We start from the raw sequence: 13533 nt of genomic DNA, 5'->3' as shown, positions 1-13533 counted from the left end.
CGGCCGCGACGCCGCTAATGCGTTTGCCGACGACCTGCCCTGTCGCTCACTCGCGCGTGTAGTCCAGGCTGCATTCGCGGTGGGCGTAGATGCCGCTCACCTTCATGCGGTTGCCGTCGATATGGCCGGTCATCCGGATCGGCAGGCTGAGGTCCTGTCCCGGCATGCCGACCACGCCACCGATATCCACCCGGCCATCGTCCGAAACCATCCCGGTCAGTTTCGCGTAGGAGCGCTTGCCATCCGGCCGACTGAATTCGCGATAGCCGGTGATCTTGCCGCCGCTCACCGTGAGCGGCCGGTTGTTCAGATTGACCGGGCCCCATCCGGCCTTGGAGTTGGGGCCGCAGGCGAGCGTGCCCGACCACAATCCGTCGAACGGATCGGGCAGCCGTGCCGCCGCCACCTGCTGCGGGGGCGCCGGTCGGGTCAGGCTGCGGATCTTCGCTTCGGCGAGGCCGGCGAAGGTGCCATCCGGGAACTGCGCCAGATAGGCCTCGAACATCTTGGGATCGGTGCTGTCCTCGACGGATTGCCAGAACACCACTTCCTTGTCGGCGACCACGGCGGGTGCAATGGCGGCTGATGGCGGCGGCGACGGTGGCTTGGCCGCGGTGTTCGCCGGCGCGGTGAAATAGAAGTTCCCGGTCAGCGACGAGGATTCCCAGGGCGTCTGAGCATTGGCGGATTCCCGCGCCACCTCGACGCGCACGCGCTTGAACACTTCCTCGATGGCCAGGCCCGGCGCGCCGATCGCCTCCAGCAGTTTCGCCGTGTAGAGGCCATGATCGCCGGTGCCATCCGCCGCAATCTTGCCGGGCGCCGTGGCATAGGCGATCAAAGTGCCTTGCGGCGCATTGACCTGCGCGAGCCCGCCGCCGGCGGAGCGGAACTTGCGCTCGAACGGATTGTTGCGGCAGGCATCCAGGATGACGAGGTTCACCCGCGTCGCCGCCGCGGCCATCTCGTCCAGGATGGCGTCAAGGTCGAGCGCCTCCAGCCGCACGCGGGTCTCGGTCGCGATCTGCGCGTCGATCGGCAAGAGATAATTCTTGCCCTGCACCTGCATGCCGTGTCCGGCAAAGAAGACGAGGCCGACCGTATCCGGCTGGCGTAGCGCATCGCCGAAATCGGCGACGGCGCGCTCCATTTCCAGCTTGGTCGCGTCCTCGCGCGCAATCACCTGGAAGCCGAGCGTCTTCAACTTGGCGGCCATGGCACGGGCATCGTTCGCCGGGTTCTTGAGCGGGCTTGCCTTGTAGGCGCTGTTGCCGATGACCAGCGCCACACGCCGCTCCGCCTGTGCCGGTGCGGCGAGTATGGTTAAGCAAGCAATCAGTAGGACCAGGGTCCGCATGAGCTGATCGAAGCCGTTTGCCTCTGCCATTTCGTTAAACTCGGGCCGCCCGGTTGTCGAATCTCTTGTGCTAGAAATGTGACGATGAGCACCGCTGCCCCCAAGCGCACCCGGGCCGAAGAATTGCGTATCGCCCTGGCCGACGACATCGTGTCGGGGCGCCTTGCGCCCGGGTTCCGGCTGGACGAGCGCGAGCTCGCCGAGCGCTTCGGCGTGTCGCGCACGCCGGTGCGCGAGGCGCTGCGCCAGCTCGCCGCCGCCGGCCTTGCCGAGACCCGGCCGCACAAGGGTGTCGTCGTGGCGCCGGTCACCGAAGGCCGCCTGCACGAAATGTTCGAGGTGATGGCCGAGCTCGAAGGGGTATGCTCGCGCCTCTCGGCCGAGCGCATGTCACCGCGCGAGCGGCGCGAACTGGAGGCGCTGCACGAGAACTGCGCCCGCTTCATGCGCTCCGGCGCGGCGGAGGAATATCACCTCGCCAACGAGGCGTTTCACGGCGCGATCTATCGCGGCAGCCATAACGGTTTCCTGGCCGACAACGCCTTTATGGTGCGCTCGCGGCTCGGCCCCTTCCGCCGCGCGCAGTTCCGCGTCGTGGGCCGGCTCGGCAAGTCGGTCGCCGAGCACGACGCCGTCGTGCAGGCGATCCTGCGCGGTGACGGTGATGCGGCGGCCCGGCTGATGCGCCATCACGTGGCGGTGGTGGGTGATGCCTCCGCCGATTACGTGGCGAGCCATCGGCCCGAGGCTCAGGCCGCAGCCATCGCCCTGCGATAGGCGCGCCAGCCGCCGAAGCTCGAAATATCGGTCGCGTCCTTCAAGCCGACGCTCTCGCAGAGGAAGCCGAGCGGCGTCGAGCCGTCCGCGAGATCGATGCGGCCGATCGAAAGCGGCGCCGGCACGCCGGCGATGAAGGGCCCAAGCTTGTCCGCCGGCATGTCCCATACTTCGACGGCAATGGCCGTACCGCCCGCTTCCTGGTCCTTGGCGCCGACCTTCACCATGCCGGGCCGTTCCGGCGGCCCGCCGGGCAGCGCATAAAGCTTGTAAATCGGCTTGGTCGCGACTTCGCGCAGCAGGCGGGCGCCGGCGCCGGCCAGCTGGTGGTTCAGCGGCTCGCCGGCGAGATGGGCGCCGACCACGGCGATCTCGATGCCCTGCGCCTTCGGCTGCGGCGGTGCATGCGCCGGCAAGGCGCGGCCGGTGGCGCCGAGCGGCAGCGCGCGGGCCCGCTGCCACAGATTGCCAAGGCTGATCAGATAGTGGTCGTGCAGCGCCGGCGCGATCAAGGTGATGCCGAACGGCCGCCCGCCATCGACCAGCGCCGCCGGCACGGCGAGCGCGCAGAGGTCCAGCAGGTTGACGAAATTGGTGTAGCGGCCGAGCTCGCCGTTGCGCCTGACGGGCTCCGCGGCGATCTCGGCCAAGGTGAAGTGGCGGGCGGCGGTGGGCACGACCAACACGTCGACCTCGCGCCAGACCGGCGCGGTGCGGCGGCGCAATGCCTCCAGCCTGTACTGGCCTTCGAAGGCCTCGCGCGCGGTGCGCTCGCGCCCGCCGGAAATGATGCCGCGCGTCACCGCCAGCACGTCGTCCGGCCGCTCGGCGACGAAGCTGCCGACCGCGGCCCAGCGCTCCGCCACCCAGGGGCCGTCGTAGAGCAGCGCGGCCGCTTCCAGGAAGGGCGCGAGGTCGATCTCGATCGGCGTGCCGCCCATGCCGGCGAGCCCGGCCAGCGCTTCGTCGAACGCACTCGCATAGGCGCTGTCGCCGAAGAATTCTCTCTGCCCCGGTTTCGGCACGCCGAAGCGGAAGCGCGGCACCGCCATCGGCGGTCCGAGCGCCGGGCCGAATCGGCCATAGGGATCGGCCGCGTCCTCGCCGGCCGCGTGGTGCAGCACGAAGCCGGCATCGCCGGCGGTGAGCGCGAAGATGGACACGCAATCGAGTGACCGGCAGGCCGGCACCACGCCGCTGCAGCCAATCAGCCCGCGGCTCGGCTTCAGCCCGATGATGTTGTTGAAGCCCGCCGGCACGCGGCCGGAACCCGCCGTGTCGGTGCCGAGTGCGAAGCTCACCTGGCCCTGCGCCACCGCGACGGCGGAGCCGGAAGAGGAGCCGCCCGGCACGCGCGCTGGGTCGAACGGGTTGCGCGCGGTGCCATAGGGCGAGCGCGTGCCGACGAGCCCCGTTGCAAACTGGTCCAGGTTGGTCTTGCCGATGGCGATGGCGCCGGCGGCCTCCAGCCGCGCGACGACATTTGCCGAGCGGTCTGGCCGGTAGGCGAAGCCGGGACAGGCGGCCGTGGTGGCACAGCCCGCCACGTCGATATTGTCCTTCACCGCGAAGGGCACGCCATAGAGCGGCAGGCCGTCGGGCCCGCGCCGGGCAAGATCGGCGGCGCGGGCGCGGAGTCGATCCGCATCGACCAGGGAGATCCAGACGCCGTCCTGCCCCCGCGCCGCGATGTCGGCCAGGATCGCCTCGACCAGCCGGAGAGGGGCGAGGCCGCCCGCCTTGTAGGCCTCGCTCAGCCGAATCAGGTCCAGCGGCGGCAATCCGGTGCTCATTTCCCCTCCAGGCGGCGCATCTGGCCGTGTACACAATTGGTATGCAATTGCCCTGCCAACGGATTGTCAGAAAAGATATCATAAAAACAATAAGATAAGGACAGATCACAGGCATTGAGATGGCATGCAATCGGCCTTGATTGATTAAAAAATAGACATCTCTACATACGCCGAAATTTTGCCCAGCCGTCGCAGGTGCGTCACTTCGCCAATGGAAACAGGACGTTAAGGGAAGGTGCCGCGGCGGCGCAACGGCTGGCATATGCATTGCTTTGTACGCCCTCGATCAAGCCAAAGGGGGGCGCCATGGACCGCCGTCAGTTTCTCAAATCGACCGCCATTGCCGCCGGCGCGGCGACGCCGATCGGCGCGCCCTTCGTGCGCTCCGCCGCCGCGCAGGCGCGCGCGGAAACCTTGCTGGTGGTGACAGAAAGCGGGCCGAACAACGTCGACATCCATGGCGTCGGCACCAACCGGCCGGGCTACGAGGTATCGTGGAATTGCTATGACCGGCTGTTCACCCACGGCAAGAAGACGCTCGCGGATGGCAGCGAATCCTACGACCGCGACAAGTACGAGCCGGAACTGGCCGAGAGCTGGGACATCGGCCCGAACTCGGCCACCTTCAAGCTGCGCAAGGACGCCAAGTTCCACGACGGCACGCCGATCACCGCGAAGGACGTGAAGTGGTCGTTCGACCGCGCCGTCTCGGTCGGCGGCTTCCCGACCTTCCAGATGAAGGCCGGCAGCCTGGAAAAGCCGGAGCAGTTCGTCGCCGTCGACGACCATACCTTCCGCGTCGACTTCATCCGCAAGGATGCGCTGACCATTCCCGATCTCGGCGTCATCGTGCCCTGCGTGCTGAATGCCGGGCTGGTGAAGAAGAACGCGACCGAGAAGGATCCCTGGGGCCTCGACTACACCAAGCAGAACACCGCCGGCGGCGGCGCCTTCAAGATGGTGAAGTGGACGCCCGGGACCGAGGTGGTCTACGAGCGCAACGATGACTGGAAGTCGGGCCCGCTGCCCAAGCTGAAGCGCGTGATCTGGCGCATGGTGCCGTCGGCCGGCAACCGCCGCGCGCTGCTGGAGCGCGGCGATGCCGACATCTCGTTCGACCTGCCGAACAAGGATTTCGCCGAGTTGAAGGCCGGCTCCAAGATCAAGGTCGTGGCCAATCCGGTCGGCAACGGCATCGGCTATATCGGCATGAACGTGAAGAAGCCGCCGTTCGACAACGTCAAGGTGCGGCAGGCCGTCGCCTATGCCATTCCGTACCAGAAGATCATGGACGCGGTGCTATTCGGCCTGGGCAAGCCGATGTTCGGCGCGCCGGCCGACAAGGGCCTCGACGTTGCCTGGCCGCAGCCGCACAGCTACAACACCGACCTCGCCAAGGCCAAGGCGCTGCTGGCCGAGGCCGGCTATCCGAACGGCTTCGAGACCACGCTGTCCTTCGATCTCGGCTTCGCCGTGATCAACGAGCCGCTCTGCGTGCTGGTGCAGGAGAGCCTCGGCCAGATCGGCATCAAGACGACGATCAACAAGATCCCCGGCGCCAACTGGCGGGCCGAGCTCCTGAAGAAGGAGCTGCCGCTGATCTCCAACTTCTTCTCCGGCTGGCTCGACTATCCGGAATACTTCTTCTTTTGGTGCTATCACGGCCAGAACGCCGTGTTCAATACGATGAGCTACCAGTCGAAGGAGATGGACGCGCTGATCGAGGCGGCGCGCACCGCGGCGGCGGCGGGTGATAAGGCGGCCTACGAGAAGGAGGTGAAGGGCTTCGTCGGCAAGGCCTTCGCCGAGGTGCCACGCATCCCGCTGTTCCAGCCCTATCTCTGCGTCGCCATGCAGCCCTCGGTCACCGGCTATCGCTACTGGTTCCACCGCCAGCTCGACTACCGGACGATCGCCAAGGCCTGAGGCGGGGCCTGATGCTGCGCCAGGTCCTCAAGCGGCTCGCCACCGCGATCCCGAGCGTGATCGGGGTCGTGGTGGTGACCTTCCTGCTGACCCGCGTGCTGCCCGGCGACACCGCCGCCTATTTCGCCGGGCCGGCGGCGACACCGCAAGCGATCGCCGAGATCCGCGCCAAGCTCGGCCTGGACCGGCCGCTGCCCGAGCAGTTCGCGGCCTATGTGAAGGACCTCGCCACCGGCAATCTCGGCAACTCGCTCTCGACCGGGCGGGCGGTGACGACGGAGATCATCGCCCGCCTGCCGGCCTCGGCCGAGCTCACCCTGGTCGGGCTGCTGCTCTCGATGGCGGTCGCCATCCCGCTCGGCATCGTCGCGGCGGTGAAGCAGGGCTCGATCGTCGACCATGCCTGCCGCATGGTGGCGACGGCGGGCGTGTCCCTGCCGGTCTTCTTCACCGGCCTCTTGCTCGTCTACGTGTTCTACTTCCTGCTCGGCTGGGCGCCGGCGCCGCTCGGCCGGCTCGACGTGTTCTATTCGGCGCCGCCGGACGTCACCGGCTTCTACCTGATCGACAGCCTGATCGCGCGCGATCTCGACACCTTCCGCGCCGCCGCGGCCCAGCTTGTCGTGCCGGCGCTGACCATGGGCATCTTCTCGCTCGCCCCGATCGCGCGCATGACGCGCGCCTCGATGCTCGCCGTGCTGTCCTCGGAATTCATCCGCACCGCGCGGGCGAGCGGCCTCACGCCCCGGACCGTCATCATCACCTACGCGTTCCGCAATGCGCTGCTGCCGGTCATCACCACGCTCGGCATGGTGTTCTCCTTCCTGCTCGGCGCCAACGTGCTGGTCGAGAAGGTGTTCGCCTGGCCCGGCATCGGCTCCTATGCGATCGAGGCGCTGATCGCCTCCGACTACGCGCCGGTGCAGGGCTTCGTGCTCACCATGGCGATCATGTACGTAGCGCTAAACCTGGTGATCGATCTGCTCTACGGCGTGATCGATCCGCGCGTCAGGATCGAGGGATGACGGCGCGGGCGCAGACCGGCGCGCCGCCGGCCCGCAGCTCCTTCGCGCTGCTGCGCCATGCCCGCTATGTGATCGGCGAGAACCCGGTCACCGGCATCGCCTTCGCCATCTTCGTTCTGCTCGTCGTCGCCGCGCTGCTCGGCCCGCTCGTCACCCCCTACGATCCGCTGGCGAGCGACACGTCCGCGACCCTGCGGGCGCCGTCGGCGAAGCACTGGTTCGGCACCGACCAGCTCGGCCGCGACATCTTCAGCCGCGTGGTGGCGGCGACGCGCCTCGATCTCGGCATCGCCATCTTCTCGGTGGCGCTGGTCTTTGCGCTTGGCGGGCTCTCCGGCATCGCCGCTGGCTTCTTCGGCGGCTGGGTCGACCGCGTGGTCTGCCGCATCGCCGATACCATCATGGCCTTCCCGCTCTTCGTGCTGGCCATGGGCATCGTGGCGGCGCTCGGCAACACGGTGACCAACATCGTCATCGCCACCGCCATCATCAACTTCCCGCTCTATGCCCGCGTCGCCCGCGCCGAGGCCAATGTGCGGCGCGAGGCGGGCTTCGTCATGGCGGCGCGGCTCTGCGGCAATGGCGAGCTGCGCATCCTGCTGACCCAGATCCTGCCCAACATCATGCCGATCATGATGGTGCAGATGTCGCTCACCATGGGCTATGCTATCCTGAACGCGGCGGGGCTGTCTTTCATCGGCCTCGGCGTGCGCCCGCCGACGCCCGAATGGGGCATCATGGTGGCGGAAGGCGCCGCCTTCATCGTCTCCGGCGAGTGGTGGATCGCCTTCTTCCCCGGCCTGGCGCTGATGCTCGCCGTGTTCTGCTTCAACCTGCTCGGCGATGGGCTCCGCGACATCGTCGACCCGCAGCGGCGGACCTGAGCGTGGACGCAGCCGTCGGCATCCCGCTGCTCGAGATCCGCGATCTCACGATCGAGTTCGCCACCCGGCGCGGCAAGGTGCGCGCGGTCGAGCATGTCGATGTCAGCGTGGCCAAGGGCGAAACGCTCGGCATCGTCGGCGAATCGGGCTCCGGCAAGTCGGTGACCTCCTATGCCGTGATGCGCATCCTCGACCGTGCCGGGCGCATCGCCGAAGGCTCCATCGCCTTCTCCGGCATCGACGTGAAGGCGGCGGCCGAGAGCGACATGCGCGACCTGCGCGGGCGCGAGATCTCGATGATCTTCCAGAACCCGCGCGCGGCGCTGAACCCGATCCGCAAGGTCGGGCGCCAGATCGAAGACGTGCTGCTCCGCCATGTGCAGGCCGCGCCCAGGGACGCCAAGGCCAAGGCGATCGAGATCCTGAAGCAGGTCCGCATCGCGCGGCCCGAGGAGCGCTACCACGCCTATCCTTTCGAGCTGTCCGGCGGCATGTGCCAGCGCATCGTCATTGCGCTGGCCCTGGCCTGCCGGCCGCAGCTCCTGATCGCCGACGAGCCGACCACCGGCCTCGACGTGACCACGCAAAAGGCTGTCATGGACCTGGTGGTGGAGCTGACGCACGCGCGCGCCATGTCCACCATCCTGATCACGCACGATCTGGGTCTCGCCGCCGCCTATTGCGATCGCGTCGTGGTGATGGAGCGGGGCCGGGTGGTCGAAACGGCGCCATCGTCGGTGATCTTCACGGCGCCGTCCCACCCCTATACGCGCAAGCTGATGCGCGCGACGCCGCGGCCCGGCGTGTCCTTGCGCGATCTGCTGCCCGATAGCGAGGCCACGCCGCCGCCCGCGCCGGCAGCCGCCGCCGATACGGCGCCGCTGCTCGTGGTCGAGAACCTGGTGAAGGAGTATCCGCGCCAGGGCACCAGGAAATCCTTGTTCAAGCGCAAGGCGGCAGCCGAGGGGCCGTTCCGCGCCGTCGACGGCATCGGCTTCGAAGTCGGCCGCGGCGAAAGCGTCGGCCTGGTCGGCGAGTCCGGCTGCGGCAAGTCCACCACCTCGATGATGGTGATGCGCCTCACCGACCCGACCAGCGGAACCATCCGCTTCGCAGGCGAAGACATCGGCACGATCGCGGCGCGGCGCTTCGCAACCCTGCCGCAGCGCCGCCGCATCCAGATGGTGTTCCAGGACCCGACCGACAGCCTGAACCCGCGCTTCACCGCTTTGCGCGCCATCGCCGACCCAATCCTGCGCCTCGGCGACATCAGGGGTGGCGCCGCATTGCGGGCGCGCTGCGAGGAACTCGCGCGCCTGGTCGGCCTGCCGCTCGACCTGCTTGACCGCTTCCCGCACCAGCTCTCCGGCGGCCAGAAGGCGCGGGTGGGCATCGCCCGCGCCATCGCGCTGAACCCGGAGCTCGTCATTCTCGACGAGCCAACCGCGGCGCTCGACGTCTCGGTCCAGGCCGTGGTGCTCAACCTGCTGCAGGACCTGAAGGCCCGCCTCGGCATGAGCTATCTCTTCGTGTCGCACGATCTCTATGTGGTGCGCATGCTGTGCGACCGTGTCATCGTCATGCGCCAGGGCAAGATCGTGGAGGAGGGGCCGACCGAGCAGGTGATGAACGCTCCGGCGGCCGACTACACGCGCGAGCTCCTGAGCGCGATCCCGCATCCGCCGGTTTGAGGTTTAGATGAGTGAAACGAAGGATTGGGGCGGCCATGTCGATATCGTGTCGGCATCGATCGGCCTGAGCATCGATCCCGCCTACCGCCAGGGCGTGGTCGAGAACTTCACCCGCATCGCGACCGTGGCGCAGGCCTTTCTCGGCTTTCCGCTCGACGACGAGGCGGAGCCGGCGCCGCGGTTCGAGCCGTGACCGGCGCATCGGCCACGGCGGCCGAGATCGCCGCCGCCATCGCCGCCGGCAAGGCCTCGGCGAGCGAAGTCGTGCAGGCTGCACTCGACCGCATCGAGGCCGGCAACCCGCGCATCAACGCCTTCACGGCGGTGTTCCGCGACCGCGCGCTGAAGGCCGCCGCCGCGGTGGATGCGCGGCGCGCCCGGGGCGAGGCGCTCGGGCCGCTCGCCGGCGTGCCCTATGCGGTGAAGAACCTGTTCGACGTGAAGGGCGAGGTCACCATCGCCGGCTCCAAGATCAACCGCGAGCACGCGCCGGCGAAACAGGACGCGACCGCGGTGGCCAAGCTCGAAGCCGCGGGCGCGGTCATCGTCGGCGCGCTCAACATGGGCGAATACGCCTACGACTTCACCGGCGAGAACGCGCATGACGGCGCCTGCCGCAACCCGCACGATCCCAACCGCATGACCGGCGGCTCGTCCTCCGGCTCCGGCGCCGCGGTGGCGGCGGGCCTGGTGCCCTTCGCGCTGGGCACCGACACGAACGGCTCCATTCGCGTGCCGTCCTCGCTCTGCGGCACCTTCGGCCTCAAGCCGACCTATGGGCGGCTCAGCCGCGCCGGCGCCTATCCCTTCGCCGCGAGCTTCGACCATATCGGGCCGCTCGCCCGCTCGGTCGCCGACCTCGCGCTGAGCTACGACGCCATGCAAGGCCCGGATCCGCGCGATCCCGCGCAGGCGCCGCGCCCGGCCGAGCTTGCCCTGCCGGCGATCGACAAGGGTATCGCGGGCCTGCGCATCGCCGTGGCCGGCGGCTATTTCGCGAGCGGCGGCACGCCGGAGACGCATGCCGCGGTCGACGCTGTCGCCAAGGCGCTCGGCGCCGCGCGCAAGGTCGAGCTGCCGGAAGCCGGCCGCGCCCGCGCCGCCGCTTTCATCATCACTTCGGTGGAAGGCGCCGCGCTGCATCTCGATCGCCTGAAGACGCGCCAGCGCGACTACGATCCGGATACGCGCGACCGCTTCCTTGCCGGCGCGCTGGTGCCCGGCACCTGGTACGTGCAGGCCCAGCGCTTCCGCCGCTGGTACCGCGACCAGGTCGCGCAGGTGTTCCGCGAGGTCGACATCCTGCTCGCCCCGGCGACGCCCTGCACCGCGCCGCCGGTCGGTGAGGCCCACATGGCGATCGGCGGGCAGCAGATGCTGGTGCGACCCAATCTCGGCATCTTCACCCAGCCGCTCTCCTTCATCGGCCTGCCGGTCGTGGCGGTGCCGCTGAGATCGGCGAACGGCCTGCCGATCGCGGTGCAGGTCGTCGCCGCGCCATGGCACGAGGCGCTGGCGCTCTGCGTCGCGCGCGTGCTGGAGCGCGACGGCTTGGCGACCACGCCGGTCGCCGCCTGATCGATACAATGCCGCGCGAATACGCACGGCATTGAGGGCTTAAGCATCTTTCTGCGGTTGCGGTGCTTGCGCCGATTGCGCGCACTCTGCTAGCTCATCGCCTCGTTGTCGGGGAGAGACTTCGGACGCAAGCAACCGGAGCTCTCGCATCATGTCCACGCTTATCGGCAAGAGGCCGATCTACATGACCGGCCCCAATGGCGAGCAGGTCCAGATCGGCTGGGAGCTCGACGGCACCGGCGGCGACGACCGCATCACCGGCGATGCGGGCCACGACCTGATCCGCGGCCATGCCGGCAACGACACGCTGCTGGGCGAGGGCGGCAACGACACGATCGAAGGCGGCCTCGGCGCCGACCGTATTCATGGCGGCGACGGGAGCGATGTCATCTGGGCGAAGGCGAGCCAGTGGGTGCACGACAAGACCGACGCGACCGGCCTCTATGGCGGTGCCGGCAACGACACCGTGCATGGCGCCGACGGCAGCGACACCATCACCGGAGATGAGGGCGACGACCTGCTGATCGGCTGGGACGGCGACGACTACATCTTCGGTGGCGACGGAAACGATGCGATCGGCTGCGAACGGGGCAACGATCGCGCCACCGGCGGTGCCGGCGACGACGAGATCCTTGGCTTCGCCGGCAACGATCACCTGTCGGGCAACGACGGCGACGACTATATCGATGCCGGCTTCGATGACGACCGCCTGGAAGGCGGCGCCGGCAACGACACCCTGGTCGGCGGCGCCGGCGACGACCTCGTCCTCGGCGGCGACGGCGACGACCTGGTCGACCTCAACTGGGAAGGCGCCCATGAGGCGCCGACAGGCCAGAGTCCGGTGCTGGAGCATCTCGGGCGCGACACGGTGGATGGCGGCAACGGCGACGACACCATCGAGTTCGGCCGCTATATCGTGCAGTCCGCCGATCTCCGCGGCGGCGCCGGCAACGATGTGATCGCGCCTTTCGGTTGGGACCAGTATCCCCTCGGAGGACTGATCGTCGAGAGCCGTATCGACGGTGGCGCCGGCGACGACACCGTCTCTGGCATCTACGATGCCAGCACGATCCTGGGCGGCACCGGCAACGACTGGATCTATGTCGCCGCCGACGGCAGCCATATCGATGCCGGCGCCGGCAACGATACGGTGGCGATCGAATCCGACCCATTCGGCAGGAGCAACACGGTGGTGGCTGGCGAAGGCGACGACCATGTCACCGGCGGCGACGGCATCGAGGCGATGCAGGGCGGTGCCGGCAACGACACGCTGATCGGCGGGCGCGGCGCCGACCGCCTCAATGGCGGCGACGGCGACGATTGGATCTATGCACAGGCGGAGGACGCGTTCGACGAAGCCGACGGCAACCAGATCTACGGCGGCGCCGGCAACGATAGTCTGGTCGGCGGCGCCGGCAGCGATACGTTCGCCGGCGGCAGCGGCAACGACGTCGCCGACGGGCGCGCCGGCGACGATTTCATGTTCGGCGAGGACGGCGACGATGCAATGAGTGGCGACGTCGGCAACGACCGCCTGACCGGCGGCGCCGGCAACGACAATTTGTGGGGCGGCACGGGCAATGATCACCTCTCCGGCAATGACGGTGACGATACGCTGAGCGGTGACTACGGCGATGATCGTCTGGAGGGTGGTGCCGGCAACGATTGGATCCTCGGCGGCGAAGGCGACGATCTGATTCTCGCCGGTGATGGCAACGACGGGATCAATTTGACGCACATCGGATTCTCCGACTCGTCCCAGCAAGGCCCCGGTGGTCCGGGCTGGCCAGATGACTTTGGTCAGGACACCGTGTTTGGCGGCGCCGGTAACGACGGCGTTTACCTGGACGATGTGCTCCGGAACGTCGGCATCCAGGTCGATATGGGCGATGGCGACGACTTCATCGGAGTCCGCAATGGCGCTTTCGAACCGCTGAACGGTGCGGTCGATTCCAGCACGCTGATCGGCGGCGCCGGCAGCGACACCATCCTTGGTTCCGGCGCCGGCAACACGGTGCAGGGCGGCACCGGCGACGACGTGATCGATTTCCGCGGCAGCGGCAACCTGATCGACGGCGGTGCCGGCAACGATATGATCTCGATCAGTGTCGGTCCGTACGATACCGACCTCGGCGGCAACAACGCGCTACGTGGCGGCGCGGACGCGGATACCTTCGTCTTCGGCACGGTGTTCGGTGCCGACCGGATCGAGGATCTGGAACTCGGCCTGGATATCGTCCGCATCGCCCAGGATGCCGGCGGCCATAATTTCGCCTCGGTGGCGGAGATCGCGGCGCTGATCGGCAACGATGCCGAGGGCAATGCCGTATTGACGCTCGCCGCCGGGCAATCGATCACATTCGAGGGAATTGACGCGGCGATTCTCGCGGGCGCCGCAGAGTCAACGTTCCTGATCGGGTAGCGGCGTACGTCGTCGGCCAGTCGGCGCGGCGGAAAAGGCCGACGGATAAAATCCCCGGCGAATTCGCCGCGCATTGCCGC

The 13533-nt window shown here is 68.2% G+C and carries 10 protein-coding genes; 8 read left to right on the top strand and 2 right to left on the bottom strand.

Features of this window, described 5'->3' with window-relative positions; translation table 11 throughout:
* Window positions 1-46 precede the first annotated feature (46 nt).
* The gene (locus DT074_RS02480) at window positions 47-1357 is read right to left on the bottom strand and encodes a caspase family protein (RefSeq protein WP_368744395.1); all 1311 of its coding nucleotides are present in this window, start codon (window positions 1355-1357) and stop codon (window positions 47-49) included.
* A gap of 84 nt (window positions 1358-1441) precedes the next feature.
* Between DT074_RS02480 and DT074_RS02475 the strand changes: the two genes are divergently transcribed.
* On the top strand, window positions 1442-2134 hold the full coding sequence (locus DT074_RS02475) for a GntR family transcriptional regulator (protein WP_119418216.1): 693 nt from the start codon (window positions 1442-1444) through the stop codon (window positions 2132-2134).
* Here the strand turns inward: DT074_RS02475 and atzF are convergent.
* Entirely contained in the window at window positions 2107-3927 is a 1821-nt protein-coding gene (atzF, locus tag DT074_RS02470) for an allophanate hydrolase (RefSeq protein ID WP_119418215.1), read from the bottom strand. The two genes, DT074_RS02475 and atzF, sit on opposite strands and share 28 nt — an antisense overlap.
* Before the next feature lie 306 nt (window positions 3928-4233).
* On the opposite strand from atzF, the gene DT074_RS02465 reads away from it, so the two are divergent.
* The 7 genes from DT074_RS02465 (at window position 4234) to DT074_RS02435 (ending at window position 13453) form a co-directional block, all read left to right on the top strand.
* Window positions 4234-5853 carry an ABC transporter substrate-binding protein gene (locus tag DT074_RS02465; RefSeq protein ID WP_119418214.1) on the top strand — a complete coding sequence of 540 codons (1620 nt, stop codon included), beginning with the start codon at window positions 4234-4236 and terminating at the stop codon, window positions 5851-5853.
* Window positions 5854-5864: 11 nt separating this feature from the next.
* Window positions 5865-6878 (top strand): ABC transporter permease, encoded by a 1014-nt coding sequence (locus DT074_RS02460; protein WP_119418213.1) that lies wholly within the window; start codon window positions 5865-5867, stop codon window positions 6876-6878.
* A complete protein-coding gene (locus DT074_RS02455; RefSeq protein WP_119418212.1) occupies window positions 6875-7762 on the top strand; it encodes an ABC transporter permease in 888 nt (295 codons plus the stop codon). Before DT074_RS02460 ends, DT074_RS02455 begins: the two co-directional genes overlap by 4 nt.
* A 2-nt stretch (window positions 7763-7764) precedes the next feature.
* On the top strand, window positions 7765-9453 hold the full coding sequence (locus DT074_RS02450) for a dipeptide ABC transporter ATP-binding protein (protein ID WP_368744385.1): 1689 nt from the start codon (window positions 7765-7767) through the stop codon (window positions 9451-9453).
* Window positions 9454-9460: 7 nt separating this feature from the next.
* Window positions 9461-9646, top strand: a complete 186-nt coding sequence (locus tag DT074_RS02445) for a DUF4089 domain-containing protein (protein WP_119418211.1) — start codon at window positions 9461-9463, stop codon at window positions 9644-9646.
* Window positions 9643-11031 (top strand): AtzE family amidohydrolase, encoded by a 1389-nt coding sequence (locus tag DT074_RS02440; protein ID WP_119418210.1) that lies wholly within the window; start codon window positions 9643-9645, stop codon window positions 11029-11031. Before DT074_RS02445 ends, DT074_RS02440 begins: the two co-directional genes overlap by 4 nt.
* A gap of 151 nt (window positions 11032-11182) precedes the next feature.
* Window positions 11183-13453, top strand: a complete 2271-nt coding sequence (locus DT074_RS02435) for a calcium-binding protein (RefSeq protein ID WP_119418209.1) — start codon at window positions 11183-11185, stop codon at window positions 13451-13453.
* The last annotated feature ends 80 nt before the right edge of the window (window positions 13454-13533 follow it).

This window comes from Desertibaculum subflavum, from assembly GCA_003576705.1.
Lineage (GTDB): Bacteria > Pseudomonadota > Alphaproteobacteria > Ferrovibrionales > Ferrovibrionaceae > Desertibaculum > Desertibaculum subflavum.
The sequence above is the reverse complement of the archived record's forward strand: the minus strand, read 5'-3'. Positions and strand labels throughout refer to the sequence as shown.

Coding starts and splice junctions, on each gene's coding strand:
- DT074_RS02480 (WP_368744395.1), bottom strand. CDS start 1,357: ATGCGGACCCTGGTCCTACTGATTGCTTGCTTAACCATACTCGCCGCA.
- DT074_RS02475 (WP_119418216.1), top strand. CDS start 1,442: ATGAGCACCGCTGCCCCCAAGCGCACCCGGGCCGAAGAATTGCGTATC.
- atzF (WP_119418215.1), bottom strand. CDS start 3,927: ATGAGCACCGGATTGCCGCCGCTGGACCTGATTCGGCTGAGCGAGGCC.
- DT074_RS02465 (WP_119418214.1), top strand. CDS start 4,234: ATGGACCGCCGTCAGTTTCTCAAATCGACCGCCATTGCCGCCGGCGCG.
- DT074_RS02460 (WP_119418213.1), top strand. CDS start 5,865: ATGCTGCGCCAGGTCCTCAAGCGGCTCGCCACCGCGATCCCGAGCGTG.
- DT074_RS02455 (WP_119418212.1), top strand. CDS start 6,875: ATGACGGCGCGGGCGCAGACCGGCGCGCCGCCGGCCCGCAGCTCCTTC.
- DT074_RS02445 (WP_119418211.1), top strand. CDS start 9,461: ATGAGTGAAACGAAGGATTGGGGCGGCCATGTCGATATCGTGTCGGCA.
- DT074_RS02435 (WP_119418209.1), top strand. CDS start 11,183: ATGTCCACGCTTATCGGCAAGAGGCCGATCTACATGACCGGCCCCAAT.